The organism is Gilliamella sp. B3367 (assembly GCF_026536825.1).
Lineage (GTDB): Bacteria > Pseudomonadota > Gammaproteobacteria > Enterobacterales > Orbaceae > Gilliamella > Gilliamella apicola_E.
The window spans coordinates 1-19036 of the sequence record NZ_JAFNNJ010000015.1 but is presented as its reverse complement, the minus strand read 5'-3'; the positions used below and the strand labels follow the sequence as shown (position 1 = coordinate 19036).

Below are 19036 nucleotides of genomic sequence, written 5' to 3'. Positions count from 1 at the left end.
CACAGTTTAAAGCGGAATTATTTATTAGAGGCAATATTTCAAAGCAGAATTTTAAACCCCAAAAACCCCGCTCCTCAACTTTTTTGATGGAAAAAACGGCCACTAAAAAACGTCACAACTTAAAGCGGAATTATTTATTTTAGACAATATTTCAAAGCGAATTTTGAACCCCTAAAAACCCCGCTCCTCAACTTTTTTTGCGATAAAATCGCCTCAAAAATAAACCCGCCGAGGCGGGTAATTGAAGCGTCGCTTAGCCGCAAAATCGCTTTTTTTATGGCTAAACGACGTTGACTCCTTGAGTCAGCTTGCTTTTAATGACTCAACACTATTTTTTATCACCCCCACCCCCGCCCTAAGGATTAAGGACGAAGAAATAAAAACTAAGGATGGGAGCAAAGTCCGTTGGAGCCGTCGGAGGTGTAGATCCAATACACGTAACCGTCGCCAGAGCTCAGGACATACTGGTTACTATCATAAGAAGGGTCACTAGTCCAGTACCAACCGTAGCTGAAGCCAACGCCTGAATAATCAGGCATATCACCCCACTCAGTGAAAAAACCTGAACCTATATGACGCATGTAATAATTACCAGACGAGGAAGGGGTGGCGCCTAAATTATATTCTTTTGTATTTGTTAAATCCTTTACGCGAGGCATTCGATAACCAAGACTATTACACCAAGATAATGTATTAGAATAATCTTTATACACAGAACCACGGTTCACGAACCACTGCTTCAAAGTAAAACCATATTTGACGACTGGAGCACCATTACTATCACGACCGACCAACTCGAAGGTCTGAGGCAAAGTAGGTCTGGAAATAAGACCAGGACTGGATGAATCCTTCTGGGATTGAGTAGCAGCAGGACCTGTTAAAGTAACGCGTACCCTTGTAGCAGTAAAATTAGACATTGTGACTGTGATACCACCTTGAGAAACAGGAGACCAAAACAATGGCTGACTGACACCACTAATGAGTAAATCAAAGTACAACCCATTAGCGCCAGTTGTAGGAAAGTTTCTACCGTAAAGTGACGGGTCAGTTGACTGAGGGATAAAACCATTACGAAGGTCCCACATTGAAGCTGGGCCAGCAAAATAACCTGTACCGTAATTAAAACTAGGTCGAGCAAAACAAACCACAGGCCCAACCTTAGGATTGACGTAATAAGTCACGCTACTTTCACGGAAAGTACTACGATTAGGAAAACCATAACGTGTAGATAATGTACCGTCAGTACTAGATAACGTAACCTCATAAGGTGCAGAATCAGTACATGTCGTTAACACTGTATCACGTGATACAGGCCGATTGTTTTTATCAACGATAGATAAACTTAAACGACCAGTAGCAGTAACGTCACTATCTCCATCATCATCCCCCCAATAATTATTAGGAGGACCGATAAGAGTACTTAAATCGACTGAATTAGTATTAGTTGGGACGAACATACGAATATCAGCAAAACTCTGACCCTCAACGGGCAAGGAGATTGGGGTTGTAGATGATAAATTGGTAGAAGGCGTGTACCTAGTTCCGTCAGATAAAGTAATCCCAAGCAGACCGTTAGCATCGACCGCACGTGTACGACCACCGTCGAAAGTCAGATAAGGTGCACTACCCTGTATCTGATTTGCAGTTGTCTGAGATGTCAATGCGTGACCCGAAAAAGGAAGGAAAAAGACCACGGAAAAAACAATCTGCCGGGATAATTGGGAAAAAGATCGAAAACCGGATCTGAAACAGGATCCGGAAAACGACCGGAAAAAGGATCGGAAAAAAGATCGAGAAGAGGATCGCGGAAGCGATCGCGCGAAAATTCGCAGAATTTCACTTGATTGCGTGGAAAAATAAGTTTCAGTGAAAAATTTAAACTGGGTGCTGGACTTAGACGAATTTAAAAGATAGGTTGGCCAGGTTGCCTGTTGCCTGTTGCCTGTTGAAAATTATAATGCATTTTAGACTACCCTGTCAAGTAATTTTTTGATTAATTTACAATTTTATACTTTTCTGTTAAATTTTAGCCTCGTAGCTAAAAACGTGTAAAAAGTATAGTGATTGGAAAAACACGATGCAACACTTTTTTTCGCTCATTTACGTTAACTTTTGTAAATAGGATCTAAAAGGATCTAAATAATGATTGATTAGCTATTGTTTTAATTGGATATATTATCATTACAAACCTTTGAAAATATGATTAAAGATCATCGGAAATTTTATTTTAGGGCTTAGAATTAGAAATTTAGTAAGTTTGATCATTTAAAGCTTTTTAAGTGAAATTTAAAACCTCAAAAACCCCGCTCCTCAACTTTTTTTGATGTAAAAAACGACTACTAAAAAACGATACAGTTTAAAGCGGAATTATTTATTTGAGACAATATATCAAAGCAGGATTTTGAACCCCAAAAACCCCACTCCTCAACTTTTTTTGCGATAAAAAACCTCAAAAATAAACCCGCCTAGGCGGGTAATTCAAACGCCGCTTAGCCGCAAAATCGCTTTTTTTATGGCTAAACGACGTTGACTCCTTGAGTCAGCTTGCTTTTAATCACTCAACACTATTTTTTATCCCCCCCCACCCCCGGCCTAAGGATTAAGGACGAAGAAATAAAAACTAAGGATGGGAGCAAAGTCCGTGGATGCCGTAGTGGGTGTAGAGCGAATCCACGTGACCGTAGTAAGTGCCCACGAAAAACTGGGCACTACCATCCGGGTCACTAGTCCAATACCAAGAGTTGATGAAGCCAACGCCAGAGTAATCATCCATTTTGCCCCACTCCGTGAAAAAACCAGAACCTATATGACGCATGTAATACCTACTAGAAGAGGAAGGGCTGGCGCCGATGGATATAGGATTATAATACCAATCACGAGATGCATTAGTTAAATCCTTTACCTTAGGTACTCGATAACCAAGACTATTACACCAAGATACAGTATTAGAATAATTGTCCAGCTTAGAACCACGGTTCACGAACCACTGCTTCAAAGTAAAACCATATTTGACGACTGGAGTACCATTACTATCACGACCGACCAACTCGAAGGTCTGAGGCAAAGAAATAGTGGAAAGAGGACTAGGACTGGATGAATTACGCTGGGATTCGGTAGCGTAAGGACCAGTTAAAGTAACGCGTACGCTTGTAGCAGTAGAATTAGACATTGTAACTGTGATACCACCCAGAGAAACAGGAGACCAAAACAATGGCTGACTAACACCACCAATGAGTAAATCAAAGTACAATCCATTAGCACCAGTAGTAGGAAAGTTTCTACCGTAAGAAGATGGGCCAGTTGACTGAGGGATAAAACCATTAGCAGGGTCCCACATTGAAGATGGGCCAGCAAAATCAGCAGATGGGTCATGAGGCCAATCACCAAGCTTACCAGCCAATAAGTTAGGCCGAGCAAAACAAACCACAGGCTCAGCCTTAGGATTGACGTAATAAGTCACGCTACTTTCACGGAAAGTACTACGATTAGGAAAACCATAACGTGTAGATAATGTACCGTCAGTACTAGATAACGTAACCTCATAAGGTGCAGAATCAGTACATGTCGTTAACACTGTATCACGTGATACAGGCCGATTGTTTTTATCGACGATAGATAAACTTAAAGAACCTGTAGCACTAACGACAGAATCACCATCATCATCCCCCCAATAATTATAAGGAGGACCGATAAGAGAACTTAAAGCAACTGAATTAGTATTAGTAGGGACCAACATACCAATATCAGCAAAACTCTGACCCTCAACCGGCAAGACGATAGGTCTTGAAGAAGATGATGAATTGGTAGAAGGAGTATACCTAGTTCCGTCAGATAGAGTAATCCCAAGCAGACCGTTAGCATCAACCGCACGAGTACGACCACCGTCGAAAGTCAGATAAGGTGCACTACCCTGTATCGCATTCCTAGTTGTCTGTGAAGTTAATGCGTGACTGGAAAAAGGAAGAAAAAGAACCACGGAAAAAACAATCTGCCGGGATAATTTGGGAAAGGATCGAAAACCGGATCTTAAAGATGATCTGAAAGAGGATCCGAAAAACGATCGGAAAGAGGATCGAGAAGAGGATCGCGGAAACGATCGCGCGAAAATTCGCAGAATTTCACTTGATTGAGTAGAAAAATAAGTTTCAGTGAAAAATTTAAACTGGGTGTTGGACTTAGACGAATTTAAAAGATAGGTTGGCCAGGTTGCCTGTTGCCTGTTGCCTGTTGAAAATTATAATGCATATGTGACAATCCTGTCAAGTAATTTTTTGATTAATTTACAATTTTATACGTTTCTGTCAAATTTTAGCCTCGTAGCTAAAACCGTGTAAAAAGTATATTGATTGGAAAAACACGATGCAACACTTTTTTTCGCTCATTTACGTTAACTTTTGTAAACAGGATCTAAAAAGGATCTAACTTATAATTTGTTAACTATTGTTTTAATTAAATATATCGCAATTATAAATCTTTAAAATTAGAACAATTGATCCTTGAAAATTTTATTTTAGGGCTTTGAATTAGAAATTTAGTGATTTGGATCATTTAATAATTTTTAAGTGAGATTTAAAACCTCAAAAACCCCGCTCCTCAATTTTTTTTGATGAAAAACACCTCAAAAATAAATCCGCCTAGGCGGGTAATTCAAGCGTCGCTAAGCCACAAAATCGCTTTTTATGGCTAAACGACGTTGACTTTTAGCTTACTTTTAATCACTTAATACTATTTTTCCTCACCCCCAACCCTCGGCACTAAGGATTAAGGACGAAGAAATAAGAACTAAGGATAGGTGCAAAGCCCGAAGACGTTTTCGCTGGTCGAATCCACAGCACCGTTGTCCGAGTGCACGATAAACTGTTCACGGCCATTGGAATCACTAGTAAAGAACCAATTGGCGTTGACAGGAAGGTCAATGGCTGAATAATAGGACATATGCCCCCACTCCGCGAAAAGGCCAGAACCAATATGACGCATAAAATGATTACTAGGTGAGGAAGGGGTAGCGCTGGCAGCGCCTCGACAACTTAAATTTGTATTACGACAAGATGCATTGGTTAAATCCTTTACGCTAGGCATTCGATAACCAAAACTATTACACCATGATAAATGATCAGAATAATGGCCATGCACATCACCACGGCTGAGGAACCACTGCTTCAAAGTAAAACCATATTTAACGACTGGATTACCTTGAGCGTCACGACCAACCAACTCGAATGTCTGAGGTAAAGAAGGCTTAGCAATAAAATCAGGATTGCTAGAATTCCATTGGGATTCGGTAGCGTAGGGACCAGTTAAAGTAACACGAACGAAGTGAGAGCTAGAATCAGACATTGTAGCTGTAATACCTCCCTTAGAAACGGAAGACCAAAACAAAGGTTGACTAACATTACTAATCTCTAAGCCAAAACGCAAATTATTAATACCAGTAGTAGGAAAGTTTTGACCGTAAGAGGATGGGTCTGTTTTTTGTGTGAGAAAACCATAATAAGGGTCCCACATCGAAGCTGGACCAGCATAATCATCTGTACCAAAAATCAAATTAGGTATGGCAAAATCAATTCTAGCACAAACTGATGTACCAAGCTTTGGATTGACGTAATAAGTCACACTACTTTCACGGAAAGTACTACTACTAGGAACACCATAACGTGTGGACAATGTACCATCAGTACTAGTTAATGTAACACGATAAGGTGCAGAATCATTACATGTCGTTAACACAGTATCACGCGACACTAGTTGATTGTTTTTATCGACGATAGATAAACTTAAACGACCAGTAGCTGTAACACCAGCATCACCATCATCATCTCCCCAATAATTATTAGGTGGACCGATAAGAGTACTTAAATCGACTGAATTAGTATTAGTAGGTACCAACATATCAATATCAGCAAAACTCTGTCCCTCAACCGGCAAGGAGATAGGTCTTGAAAAAGATGATGAATTGGTAGAAGGCGTGTACCTAGTTCCGTCAGATAAAGTAATCCCAAGCAGACCGTTAGCATCAACAACACGTGTACGACCACCATCGAAAGTCAAATACGGCGCACTACCCTCAATATGATTTTTTGTTGTCTGTGAAGTCAATGCATGACTGGGAAAAGAAAGAAAAAACACCACGAATAGACCTAAATGGATCCACCGGGATAATTGTAGAAGATATAAGGATCTAAAAAAGGATCCAGAAAACGATCGCGCGAAAATTCGCAGAATTTCACTTGATCGCATGAAAAAATAAGCGATAGTGAAAAATTTAAGTTGGGAGCTGGACTTAGACGAATTTAAATTAGAGGTTGGCCATGTTGCCTGTTGCCTGTTGCCTGTTGAAAATTATAAAACATATGCGACAATCCTGTCAAGTAATTTTTTGATTTATTTGCAATTTTATGCTTTTTTTATCAAATTTTAGCTTCTTTGCTAAAATTGTTAAAAAAGTATAGTGATTGGAAAAAGACGATGCAACATTTTTTTTCACTCAATTGCGTTAACTTTCGTAAAGATGCTCTAAAAAGGATCTAGACGACATTTAGTTAATTACTGTTTTAATTAAAGATATTATCATTACAAATCTTTAAAAATTAAGGTTATTGATCCTCAAAAATTTTATTTTAGTGTTTAAAATCGTGATTGTGATCATTTAAACGTTTTTATGTAAAATTTAGAACCTCAAAAACCCCACTCCTCAACTTTTTAAGAAACGGGATATTATCTGCACTGAATAAACTGACTGGCATTGATTGATTCGAAAATTATATTTTATTAACTACCTACTCGGCATGAACCTAAAAACCTGATCAGGCATTATTTGCCTGTTTTTTCTAAACTGCCTACTCGGCATGAACCTAGAACAAGATATACTATAATCATTGTTTGCAAAAAGGCAAAGGGCATTTGGAGTTTTAAAAACCCTTTTTTTTGATATCTTTTTAACATTATGATTTTTAATTATTTTATTTTTTGATTAAAAAAAGGGTTATAAAAATAATATTTTTTGGGGTTTAGAAAACCCCGCTCCTCAACTTTTTTATCAAAAAATCATCCATTTTACAAAACCCGCTTTCCCTTTGTTTGCTGTTTTTTAGCTGTTATAATCGATTTATCTTTTCATTTTAGGGCAAATAGTTATGTATATTATTTATGGAATTAAGAATTGTGATACCATGAAAAAAGCGTTTACTTGGCTCAATGATCATCAAGTTAGTTACCAATTTCATAATTACAAAACCGATGGTTTGTCGGCTGAGTTGTTAAGTGATTTATTAAAACTTGTTGATTGGCAGAGTTTGTTAAATACTCGTGGTACGACTTGGCGTAAGCTTGACGAGACAGTACGTAATCAAGTTGATAATCAAGATGCCGCTATCAAGATTATGTTAGCTAATCCTTCTATTTTAAAGCGTCCACTACTTGTTGATGGTAAGCGGGCTTTGTTGGGATTTTCTGACGAGAGCTATTCGCAATTTGTTAAACCTAAATCATAAGATCGAGATCACCATGACTGAACCTGTTATTGCACTAACCAAAGCATTGATTGCTGAAAGATCAATAAGCCCCGATGATAAGAACTGCCAGCAGATGATTATCGATCGTCTAAAGCCGTTAGGCTTTGTGATTGAAGAGGTAAATATTGGTAAGACGAAAAACCTTTGGGCTTACCATGGTAGTGGTAAAACTTTGATGTTTGCCGGTCATACTGATGTGGTGCCAGCTGGTGATGAGAGTAAGTGGTGTTACCCGCCTTTTGAGCCAACTATTGATGAAAACGGTATCTTGTACGGTCGTGGCGCTGCCGATATGAAAAGTGGCGTAGCGGCTATGGTTTGTGCCGCTGAGACATTTGTTAAAAAATATCCTGACCATACTGGTCGGGTTGCGTTTTTGCTGACTTCCGATGAGGAAGCAGATGCAACCGATGGTACGGTAAAAGTGGTTGATTTGCTGATTAAACGTCAAGAACAGATCGATTACTGTATTGTTGGTGAGCCTTCAAGTGATAGTGTTCTTGGTGATCAGATTAAGAATGGTCGTCGTGGCTCTTTGACAGCCAATTTAGTGGTACATGGTATTCAGGGACATGTTGCTTATCCTCATCTTGCTGATAATCCGGTGCATAAATTTGCGCCTGCTTTAAATGAACTGGTAACGACGGTTTGGGATAATGGTAATGAATATTTTCCACAAACGACAATGCAAATAGCCAATATTAATGGTGGTACCGGCGCTGAAAATGTGGTTCCTGGTGATTTGTCAGTGCAATTTAATTTTCGTTATAGTAGTGAGTTAACCGATGAGATGATTAAAGCAAAAGTCGAGGCGATTTTGCAAAAACATCATTTAAACTATACGTTAAATTGGCGTTTGTCCGGCCATCCATTTTTAACACCACAAGGCGAGCTAACTGATGCAGCAGCAAGTGCAATTAAGGCCTTTACACAAATTGATACCAAATTATCAACCAGTGGCGGAACATCCGACGGGCGTTTTATTGCTAAGTTAGGTTGTCAGGTGATTGAGCTTGGTGTGTTAAATAAAACTATTCATAAAGTGAATGAAAATGTAAATTGCCAAGATGTCATTACATTACAAGCTATCTATATCGATATTTTAGAAAAGTTACTATAGATTTTAATATGAGATCATGCTTTGTGCTAAAAACTCAAGGGGATTTAAATGGAGTGGCTTAAAGATTATTGGTGGGTGATTCTTATTATTTTGGTGGGGATCTTTATTAATACAATTAAAGCACTGAATAAACTAAGCTATAAGCACTATTTAGAAAAAAAGAAAGGGATAAAACCTATCCCTTATTCTGATGATGAGGACGACGATTGGCCAAGTCGTCCTAAGCAAAAATAAATTATCGAAAGTCCTGACTTTTACTTGCAAAAATAGCTTGGTGACGATAGCGATCAACCCACATCGCTGTCGCGCCACAAACCGCAATTGGCATAATAATTAAATTCAATAATGGCACCATGGTAAAGAAGCTGATTAACATACCAAATAGCAGATTGTCAGCGCGATCTTGTCTTAATAATTGGCGCATACGCTCAAAAGAGATTTTGTGGTTATCAAAGGCATAATCCGCATATTGGATGTTAATCTGCCAAGCAGTAAATAAAAACCACACTATCGGAGTAACCGATTGCCCGATGATGGGAATCAAGTAGGTTAGCAATATCGGAATCGCCCATAATAAATAATAGCCAAATTTTTGTAACTCGCGCTTTAAGATGCGAGGTAAGTCTTTTATTAAACTCAACCAAGAGGTATCAGGCGCAGGTACACCGGTGAGCTGTGCTTCTACCTGTTCGGCCAGCAGACCATTGAAAGGCGCAGCTATAACGTTGGTTATCGTACTGAAAAAATAACAAAATAAAATTGTTAAAGTTAAAATGACAATAGCACTAATGATGTAGCCCAACCAGTGCAACCAACTTGGCATAAACGATAAGCCCCAATCCACCATGCCAGTGATTGAAACAAAAAACCAATAAAATAGCGCTGACATAATAACGATATTAGCCAGCAACGGTAAAAATACAAAGCGTTTTAAACCAGGACTAAATGCTAAAGACCAGCCTTGGAAAAAGTATTCTATACCTGATTTAGAATTGGAATGTTGTGATTTATTTTCTAACACAATAGGATCCTTTTATTTAAAATCGGCGTCATTTTAAACGTAGTTTTCATCTGACGGCAACTGACTTTTCATTTTTTGATCGTAAATTAGCTGATCTTTATTTGGTCAGTTTGATAATTTTTCAAGCCATGTTTTTACTTCTTGTTTGATAGCTTGGATCATCTCATTTCGACTTGGTAGTTTATTTATCGATTCACTATTTTGTAATAATAGTGAAGGTATTTTACCATTTGTTGCCTGTTTTAGACGACACAGTGCCGGATAAGTTGCTTCAAACGGTCGATGATAATTACAAAATCCTTGCAGATCCTGAAGATCTTGATGAGTTAACGCCTGCTGATCATCAATGGTGATAAGTTGGCTGAAAGGTAAATCGATAATAGCATTAAGCCAATAGCTATTACGCCTTAAATTTTCCGCTAAACGTTGGCTTAGTTCATAACCTTGCTGAGTGATGGGTTTGATTGCCATCATTGAATAACTACCAGAATTGGCTTGTTTATGGCTGGCAATATGGACTAAGGTAAAGCCACAATTATGCCAAAATTGATAATTAACGGCGCTGTAAGCAAAACTGACAGAGACAAAATCGTTGTGATTTTTCATTGCTTGTTGATAGATCTTTTCGACCAACTTCAGGGCGATATGTTGACGTCGATAAGGCTCTATAACCGCAATACGGTTAATTCTGACCGATTTTAGTTTTGCCGCTAGTTTATCACCAGCATGTGCAACCAATGATTGCGCGACAAGATTGCCTTTTGGTCGGCGTGTGCCTTTCCAAACGGCATCGATTAAGTCATCAGTCAAATTACCTTCATCAATCGTAATTGCGCCAGCAATAAGTTGATCACCTTTTTGGACCTGCCAAACAGCTAAGTTTTGTGCATCAAATAGTCGTCTTAAATCAACCAAGGTTGTTTGATAATGAGCCGTTTTTAATAAATTGTAGATAGACTTAAGTAGGTCGATATCTGTTCTTTCGTTAAGAGAATAGACGGTAGCTTGCTCATTGGTTTGCGATTTTATGACGCCATTAAGCAATAAGTTATCGCAAAGTTGTTCGAGTTGATCGTTATCTTGCCAACGAATAGGCGAATTAAGATAAAATCGCTGGCAAATTTGCCTGTCCAGTAATTTTAATAAAAACCCCTGCCCTGTTCCTTCGTAACCTTCTACCGTTGTGATCAATAGGATTTTAGTCGATGGTGACAGCTTTAGCAGTTGCTCCAACATTGGCAATGGGATCATCGCCGCTTCATCAATAATCAACCACTCAGGAAATGGATGATCGACCATTTCAATTAGTTGATCTGGCGCATAAAACGGTGTTCCTGGTTTAGCAAACTGAAAAAAAGTCGTTAGCGCACTTTTATTCGGTGCTGTTACCCAGCATTCATGATAATGAGTAAATTGCCCAGCTAATGCTGATTTACCGCGCCCTCGTTTAGCCATTAAGATATTTAAACGACTATTGCTTTGTAGGAGTTGGTTCAGCACTAACTGTTGCTCGGTTAAATCCTGTTGCTCGGTTAAATCCTTTTGCCCATCATCCTGCTGCGTAAACTCTGGTGGCTTTTCTGTGGCAAATTTTGATAAGGTTTGTTGTAAATGTTGAACAAAATTGGGCACACGAATCGGCTTTGTAGATTCATTCCAACGCAAACTATCTTGGTCTATCCAATTGGTCAAATCATCGGGCAGTAATAAAATTAGCACACTACCTTTGATTAAAGTGCCAGCTAGCATCGCAAAAGCATCTAAATTAAAACCTTCTGTGGCATCGAAAATAGCATGTTTAAACTCTTTGCCAAGTAATGATTTGGTTTGATTGGGATGAATATGATGGCTAATCGCTTCGGGCAAATCTGTTTTTGTGGTAACTGTAAGCCAATCGCCCGGGTGCTGTTGAATAATAGCGCTGACTTGATTAAATAATTGGGGATGCGAACCGTTTAACACCCATAGCTTTCTGGTGCTATTAATCATTGATTAACTTTTTCCAATCAATAAGGATAAAATTCCTGCTGCAATCAATGGACCAACCGGTATCCCTTTGAAAAAGGCAACACCAATAAGTGTACCAATAATTAAGCCATTAATTATAGTTGGATGAGCACCAATTAAGGATATACCACGCGTGCCTAACCATGAGACTAATATGCCAACTAAAATAGCCAGTAACGATTGCCAGGTGGTGAATGATTTTACAATATCGGTAATTTTTAACGAGCCATCCGCTAAAGGCACCATCATAGCCGCCGTTAAAATGACAATGCCAATGGTTAATCCATATTGATTTAAGAACGGAAAATAGGTTGCTAGCGGTGTTAATTTGAATAACAACAGTAGCAATACTGCAAAGGTCACTGTGTTATTATGCGTGATATAACACAGTGCAGCTAAACCTAATAATAAAAAAAAGGAGATATCAAATTGGGCAAACATTAAAGTAGAACACCAATACGTTTGGCTACCTCTTCGTAGGCCTCAATCACACCACCTAAACCTTGACGGAAGCGATCTTTATCCATTTTTTTCAAGGTCTCTTTTTCCCATAAACGGCAACCATCTGGTGAAAACTCATCGCCTAATGTGATTTCGCCATGAAATAGACCAAACTCTAATTTATAATCAACTAAAATCAATCCGGCTTTATCAAAAAGCTCTGTTAGCACGGTATTTATTTTAAAGCTAAGTTCCTTCATCGTTGCTAACTGCTCATCCGTTGCCCAGCCAAATGCTTTACAGTGTGACTCATTGACCATAGGGTCATGCAGGGCATCATTTTTTAAGAAAAGTTCAAATGTTGGGGGATTAAGGATTTTGCCTTCTTCAACGCCTAAACGTTTTACTAATGAACCAGCAGCTCGATTACGAACGACACATTCAACTGGCACCATATCAAGTTTTTTAACTAAAACTTCATTATCTGATAATAGGGCTTCAACTTGAGTTGGAATACCTGCTTCACGTAACTTGGTCATAATAAAATAGTTAAATTTATTATTAACCATCCCCTTTCGATCTAACTGCTCAATGCGCAGTCCATCAAATGCCGAGGTATCGTTACGAAATTCAAGGATTAATAGATCTGGGTTGTCAGTGGTGTAAACCGTTTTTGCTTTACCACGATAAAGCTCAGCCAACTTTTTCATGTTTATAACCTTATATCAAATTGCCAATAAATAATTAAGGAGCTATTCGCCCCTTAATTTCAAATCAAGTACCTTGCTGTTATAAGTGTTCGCTATAAACCGTAGTTATAAATTGTAGTTATAAACTGTAGTTATAAACATTCATTTATATAGCAAAGGTAAGTTACTCCGCTATTGGGTTAAAATCGGCTTTACGCGGTTTTAACTCATTTAGATGAAAGATTATCTAATCGTTAAATTAGCGATCATTTCTGATGCTATCTCTGACACTGTCTTTAAGATCTTCTTTCAGCTCTTTATTTGTATCTGACTCTTTTTCATCTGTTTTAACTGGCACAGTTCGTAGCGATTCAGGTGCGACATCATCCATTATTTGATTAAATAATCCAACTACATAACGCTGAACTTCGATCGGCTGTGACATAAGATTTTCACCACTACGTGTTAATGAACTTAATACGATAGTGATAGTTTCTGTTGCGCCTAAATTATGGCGGGTAAAGACAAAAGAAGCCTCAACCGGTTGTTGTTCATCTTGGCGGGAAATAATTGCATTATTTGTTTTAATGGTTTTACTATCGCTTGAACTAACCAGTATATTTTGTTTATTCAACGTATTTGGAATATTATTCCATACACCATAACTAACTGGCACGTTAAAGGTAACAGTGTTTTGTTCATGATGTACAAAAGATTCTGGGATAGTTGCAATAGCTAATGTTGGTGGACGAATATCAAGTTGTTTACCAACGGCACCATCAATTTTGTTGTTGTCCACATAAAAATCACCAGATTCAACTGGAACAGAAACACCTTCAGGAATAATTAACGCTTTTAAAGCGGGCGAATTGAGGTAATCTTCATTGCCATCAACCTCTCGTTTATAACTTTGATCGCTACTACATCCAACCATAAACATCGATGTAATAACCGATAAAACAGCTAGTTTTTTAAAGGCATTGCTTTTCAATTCAGTTTTATTCAACATAGATTTCTGCTTTTAAGTAAGGTTATAGTCAATTTTAAATTAATTTAGCATCTTTTAATGCTTGTTCAACTACAGGAATAGAAGCATCACTCAATGGCACTAATGGTAAACGTATAGTACCGTTTGCCATTAAACCTAAACGAGTACACGCCCATTTTGCTGGCGTTGGGTTTGGTTCAATAAATAGATGAGTATGAAGACCCATTAAAGTATCGTTTAACGTGCGTGCTTGTTGGATTTGGTTATTAAATGCCAATTCACAAACGGTTGCAACTTGTTTCGCTGCTACGTTAGCGGTTACCGAGATAACACCATCACCACCTAAAATGATAAAGTCTAAGAAAGTCGCATCATCACCACTTAATAGCTTAAAATCTTCGCCAACTAATTTACGAGTTTTGTAAACGCGAGACAGATCACCCGTTGCATCTTTTAACGCAACAATGTTTTTAATTTTAGCTAATCGACCGACAGTTTCTGGTTTAATGTCACTGCAAGTACGACCAGGAACATTATAAATAATTTGAGGTAATGGAGAACTTTCTGCAATCGCTTTGAAGTGTTGGTATAAACCTTCTTGCGTTGGTTTATTGTAGTAAGGCGCTACCGTTAAGCAACCTACTACACCGATATTTTCAACTTGACGAGTTAATTCGATCGCTTCTTTGGTGGCATTTGAACCTGTGCCAGCAATAATATCAATTCGACCATCTGCATAATCAATAGTGCGTTTAATAACATCAATGTGCTCATGATGATCAAGCGTTGCTGATTCGCCAGTAGTTCCTACTGATACAATAGCAGATGTGCCATTTTCAATATGATATTCGACCATTTTTTTTAGGCTTACATGGTCCACATTTCCTTTCGTATCCATTGGAGTAACAAGTGCGACCAGACTTCCTGTAAACATAAAGCGACCTCTCATATTCTGTGTTTATAAAACAACTTAAAGATTAAAAAAACTGCGAATAAGTATGCGATATTTCTTATTTAAATTCAACTTTTGTTATGCAGGATTATCAATATCGATAAAAATAGTTTCTAAGCCATGGTTAGTCGATAACCATTCTCCTAATGTTTTTATACCATATCGCTCTGTGGCATGATGTCCGCAAGCATAAAAATTGATACCGTATTCACGGGCAATGTGAATGGTTCGTTCCGATACTTCTCCAGTAAAAAAAGCATCAAAGCCTTGCTGAGCAGCCGTTTCAATATAATCCTGACCACCACCACTACACCATGCAACTCGCTTAATCACTGCTGGGGCATTATCACCACAAAATAAAACTGAATGGCGACCATTATGTAGCTTCTGTTCAAGTAGCTGTTTAAATTCAATTGCGGTTAACGGATTCGCTAACGTGCCTTTAAAAAGCAAATCGGTAATATCATCACGCGCATCAACCGTAATATCAAACATTTGCCCAAGCAACACATTATTACCCAATACTGGATGACCATCTAATGGAAGATGATAACTATATAAATTGATATCATGGCTAAGTAACGTCTTCATTCGATGATACTTTATGCCAGTAATTGTCTCTGGCTCATTTTTCCAAAAATAGCCATGATGAACAAGAATCGCATCAGCATTTAGCTCAACCGCTTTATCTAACAATAACTGACAAGCCGTTACCCCTGTCACAATTTTGCTAATCTCCGGTCGACCTTGAACTTGCAAACCATTTGGCGCATAGTCACGATATCGTGTCACTTGCAGATGTGTATCAATGATGTGTTGAAGTTCGAAATTATGCACAATGCCCTCGCAAACCTTAGAATTAAACTAAAACAGTCTTAACAAAATGCTTAAGATAAAAACTTTTCGCCCTTTTGTTTGGCGCTAATTATAGTCGCTTTCTCGTAATATCTCACCCGATATTATGATTAATTAAACAATTATTTTAAGTTTTTTACCATCCTGCTTACTCAAGATTAAGTCTCAAATTTAATCACTCACTTGGCTAGTTTAGATTTCGGGACAACATGCTTAATATAGATTTAACGCACAGTAGTAAAATTTGATAGCAAAGCAAAATAGGATAAGTAAGATGCTAATAACGCCTATAAAGAATAAAACTTAAGAGGATTAACTGGTCATACTAAGTTAAAAACTTAATTGATTTAAGTAGGTAAAACTAGGCGAAAAAAGTAAAAACTGGCATAATACCTCTCATTTTAGATAGATAAGACTAACTATTGTGCCAAAACTTTGTGAACGCTTTCGAGGATTTTATCCCGTGGTTATCGATATAGAAACCTCCGGATTTGATCCAAAACTCAATGCTATTTTAGAAATCGCAGCCATTACGCTTAAAATGACAGATGACGGCTGGCTCGAGCCTGATAAAACATTGCAATTTAATGTCAATCCCTTTGCCGATGCTATTTTAGAGCCAACAGCGTTAGCTTTTAACGGCATTGATCCCAATAATCCGTTACGAGGCGCGGTTGATGAGAAAGAGGCAATTGAGGCAATCTTTAAATTAGTTCGCACCGGAATCAAAGCCAATGACTGTACCCGTGCTGTAATAGTGGCACATAATGCGCATTTTGATCACAGTTTTTTGATGACTGCCGCTGAAAGAGTGGGTATTAAACGCAACCCTTTCCACCCTTTTGCGACTTTTGATACGGCATCACTTTGTGGTTTAGTCTTTGGGCAAACAGTTCTGGCTAAAGCCTGCGAAACGGCAAATATCCCGTTCGATCATAAACAAGCACATTCAGCTCTTTATGATACCGAAAAGACTGCTATTTTATTTTGTGAAATCGTTAACCGTTTTAAACGATTAGGTGGCTGGCCTTTAGTCGAGCCGAAAACAGAAGAATAGTCAAAATATAAAAAAAGAGAGCTTAGCGCTCTCTTTCTCAACATTATTAATCGTTTTTATGATTTTCTGCCGTCTCTTTGATCAAGGTTTGCAGTTCACCGGTTTGAAACATCTCTAACATAATATCACAACCACCAATCAACTCCCCTTCAACCCAAAGTTGTGGAAAGGTCGGCCAGTTAGCAAATTTTGGCAATTCAGCACGAATATCTGGATTTTGTAAAATATCAACATACGCAAACGGCACACCACATTGCGATAACACCTGCACAGCTTGAGCTGAAAAACCACAACTTGGCAATTTTGGCGAACCTTTCATATAAAGAATAATCGGATTTTCGGCAATTTGGCGTTTAATCTTATCAAGCGTTGTCAATTCGGTTGTCATTAGGTTTGTCCTTTAATTTGCGATAAAAAATAAAGTTAGTTATTTTAACGTAGAAAGTTAACTAGGTTATATAGATTTCAGCTTTCACTCTAATAGATAAATTAGATATTTCAGATTGAGGGGGATTTTTAATAAAAATGATAATTCAAAAACCCCGCTCCTCAACTTTTTAAGAAACGGGATATTATCTGCACTGAATAAACGGACTGGTATTGATTGATTCGAAAATTTTATTTTATAAACTGCCTACTCGGCATAAACCTAGAACAAGACATACTATAATCATTGTTTGCAAAAAGGCAAAGGGCATTTGGAGTTTTAAAAACCCTTTTTTTTATTATCTTTTTAAAGTTATGATTTTTAATTATTTTATTTTTTGATTAAAAAAAGGGTTATAAAAATAATATTTTTGGGGGCTTAGAAAACCCCGCTCCTCAACTTTTTTGCGATAAAACACCTCAAAAATAAACCCGCCTAAGAACGGGTGATGCAAGCATCGCTAAGCCACAAAATCACTTTTTTATAACTCAACGACATTCACTTTAAGCTTACTTTTAATTACCTGATACTATTTTTTAATCACCCCCACTCCTAAGGATTAAGGACGAAGAAATCAATACTAAGGATAGACGCAAATCCCGTAGGAGGTGCTGGTGGCGTAGTTCCGAAGCACATCGCCCAAGCTTGGACCCACGAGATACATGTACCTACCATCATCCGAGTAGGGGTCACTAGTCCTGTAATATTGATTGTATTCGAAGCCAGCGCCTGAATATACGTGCATAGAGCCCCACTCCGAAGAAAAACCAGCACCTATGTAACGCTGGAAAAAATTACCATCTGAGGAAGGTGTGGCGCCGACTGAACCACGACACCAATCTTCCTGATAGCCTGGCTGACAAGATGCATTGGTTAAATCCTTTACCTTAGGTACTCGATAACCAATACTATTACACCAAGATAATGTATTAGGATAAGTGTCCTGCTTATTACCACGGTTGACGAACCACTGCTTCAAAGTAAAACCATATTTAACAACTGGAGTACCATTAGTATCACGACCGACCAACTCGAAGGTCTGAGGCAAAGAAAGAGAGGGAAGACCATCAGGACTGGATGAATTCTGTTGGGATTTGGTAGCGTAAGGACCCGTTAAAGTAACGCGTACACTTGTAGCAGTAGAATTAGACATTGTGACTGTGATACCTCCCTGAGAAACAGGAGACCAAGACAATGGTTGACTACTACCACTAATGAGTAAATCAAAGTACAATCCATTAAGACCTGTAGTAGGAAAGTTTCTACCGTAAGATGATGGGTCTGTTGACTGAGGGATAAAACCATTACGAGGGTCCCACATCGAAGACGGCCTAGTACCATTATTAGAAGAAGAATAAGATACTGCAAAACAAACGATGGGCGCAGCCTTAGGATTTATGTAATAAGTCGTATAGCCATTATGGAAAGCTCGACTATTAGGAACCCCATAACGTGTGGATAATGTACCGTCAGTACTGGACAACGTAACCTTATAAGGTGCCTTACAAATCTCTAGCACAGTACTACGTGATACAGACTGACCGCTTTTATCGACGATAGATAAACTCAAAGAACCTGTAGCAGTAACACCAGAATCACCATCATCATCACCCCAATAATTATTAGGAGGACCAATAAGAGAACTTAAATCGACTGAATTAGTATCAGTAGGAACCAACATACCAATATCAGCAAAACTCTGCCCCTCACCTGGCAAGACGATTGGTCTTGAAGAATATGAAGGATTGGTTGAAGGAGTATATTGTGTACCATCAGATAGTGTAATCCCAAGCAAACCGCTAGTATCAACAACACGTGTACGACCACCGTCAAAAGTCAGATAAGGTGCACTACCCTGTATCGCATTCCTAGTTGTCTGTGAAGTCAATGCGTGACCCGAAAAAGGAAGAAAAAAAGCCACGAAAAAAACAATCTGCCGGGATAATTGGGAAAAGGATCGAAAACAGG

Annotated in this window: 16 protein-coding genes; 4 read left to right on the top strand and 12 right to left on the bottom strand. The window is 38.3% G+C overall.

Features of this window, described 5'->3' with window-relative positions; all coding sequences use genetic code 11:
- Positions 1-383: 383 nt before the first annotated feature.
- The 3 genes from J3U23_RS11930 to J3U23_RS11920 form a co-directional block, all read right to left on the bottom strand.
- A complete protein-coding gene (locus J3U23_RS11930; protein WP_267339326.1) occupies positions 384-1694 on the bottom strand; it encodes a hypothetical protein in 1311 nt (436 codons plus the stop codon).
- A 926-nt stretch (positions 1695-2620) separates the two neighbouring features.
- Entirely contained in the window at positions 2621-3976 is a 1356-nt protein-coding gene (locus tag J3U23_RS11925) for a hypothetical protein (RefSeq protein ID WP_267339325.1), read from the bottom strand.
- An 806-nt stretch (positions 3977-4782) separates the two neighbouring features.
- Positions 4783-6129, bottom strand: a complete 1347-nt coding sequence (locus J3U23_RS11920; RefSeq protein WP_267339324.1) for a hypothetical protein — start codon at positions 6127-6129, stop codon at positions 4783-4785.
- A 1004-nt stretch (positions 6130-7133) separates the two neighbouring features.
- Between J3U23_RS11920 and J3U23_RS11915 the strand changes: the two genes are divergently transcribed.
- The 3 genes from J3U23_RS11915 to J3U23_RS11905 are packed head-to-tail and all read left to right on the top strand — an operon-like array spanning position 7134 to position 8865.
- Positions 7134-7490, top strand: coding sequence for an ArsC family reductase (locus J3U23_RS11915; RefSeq protein WP_267339323.1), 357 nt, complete (start codon positions 7134-7136; stop codon positions 7488-7490).
- 13 nt (positions 7491-7503) lie between these two features.
- The gene (dapE, locus tag J3U23_RS11910) at positions 7504-8631 is read left to right on the top strand and encodes a succinyl-diaminopimelate desuccinylase (protein WP_267339322.1); all 1128 of its coding nucleotides are present in this window, start codon (positions 7504-7506) and stop codon (positions 8629-8631) included.
- 48 nt (positions 8632-8679) lie between these two features.
- Positions 8680-8865, top strand: coding sequence for a YpfN family protein (locus J3U23_RS11905; protein ID WP_065563328.1), 186 nt, complete (start codon positions 8680-8682; stop codon positions 8863-8865).
- A gap of 1 nt (position 8866) precedes the next feature.
- Here the strand turns inward: J3U23_RS11905 and cysZ are convergent, their stop codons facing one another.
- From cysZ to J3U23_RS11870, 7 genes are all read right to left on the bottom strand, one after another.
- On the bottom strand, positions 8867-9652 hold the full coding sequence (gene cysZ / locus J3U23_RS11900; RefSeq protein WP_065563329.1) for a sulfate transporter CysZ: 786 nt from the start codon (positions 9650-9652) through the stop codon (positions 8867-8869).
- 105 nt (positions 9653-9757) lie between these two features.
- Entirely contained in the window at positions 9758-11641 is a 1884-nt protein-coding gene (locus J3U23_RS11895) for a tRNA(Met) cytidine acetyltransferase TmcA domain-containing protein (RefSeq protein ID WP_267339321.1), read from the bottom strand.
- 3 nt (positions 11642-11644) lie between these two features.
- Positions 11645-12100 carry a DUF441 domain-containing protein gene (locus J3U23_RS11890; RefSeq protein ID WP_065563331.1) on the bottom strand — a complete coding sequence of 152 codons (456 nt, stop codon included), beginning with the start codon at positions 12098-12100 and terminating at the stop codon, positions 11645-11647.
- Entirely contained in the window at positions 12100-12810 is a 711-nt protein-coding gene (gene purC, locus J3U23_RS11885; RefSeq protein WP_267339320.1) for a phosphoribosylaminoimidazolesuccinocarboxamide synthase, read from the bottom strand. The genes J3U23_RS11890 and purC overlap by 1 nt, the downstream gene beginning before the upstream one ends.
- A 238-nt stretch (positions 12811-13048) precedes the next feature.
- Entirely contained in the window at positions 13049-13798 is a 750-nt protein-coding gene (gene bamC, locus J3U23_RS11880; protein ID WP_065563333.1) for an outer membrane protein assembly factor BamC, read from the bottom strand.
- Positions 13799-13832: 34 nt separating this feature from the next.
- On the bottom strand, positions 13833-14711 hold the full coding sequence (gene dapA / locus J3U23_RS11875; RefSeq protein ID WP_065563334.1) for a 4-hydroxy-tetrahydrodipicolinate synthase: 879 nt from the start codon (positions 14709-14711) through the stop codon (positions 13833-13835).
- Positions 14712-14807: 96 nt separating this feature from the next.
- The gene (locus J3U23_RS11870) at positions 14808-15566 is read right to left on the bottom strand and encodes a Nif3-like dinuclear metal center hexameric protein (RefSeq protein ID WP_267339319.1); all 759 of its coding nucleotides are present in this window, start codon (positions 15564-15566) and stop codon (positions 14808-14810) included.
- Between the two features lie 427 nt (positions 15567-15993).
- Between J3U23_RS11870 and rnt the strand changes: the two genes are divergently transcribed.
- Positions 15994-16641 carry a ribonuclease T gene (rnt, locus tag J3U23_RS11865; RefSeq protein ID WP_065563336.1) on the top strand — a complete coding sequence of 216 codons (648 nt, stop codon included), beginning with the start codon at positions 15994-15996 and terminating at the stop codon, positions 16639-16641.
- Positions 16642-16687: 46 nt separating this feature from the next.
- Here rnt and J3U23_RS11860 read toward each other — a convergent pair whose 3' ends face one another.
- Complete coding sequence (locus J3U23_RS11860) at positions 16688-17017, bottom strand: Grx4 family monothiol glutaredoxin (RefSeq protein WP_065563338.1); 330 nt, start codon at positions 17015-17017, stop codon at positions 16688-16690.
- 631 nt (positions 17018-17648) lie between these two features.
- Positions 17649-18989, bottom strand: coding sequence for a hypothetical protein (locus tag J3U23_RS11855; protein ID WP_267339318.1), 1341 nt, complete (start codon positions 18987-18989; stop codon positions 17649-17651).
- Between the last annotated feature and the right edge of the window lie 47 nt (positions 18990-19036).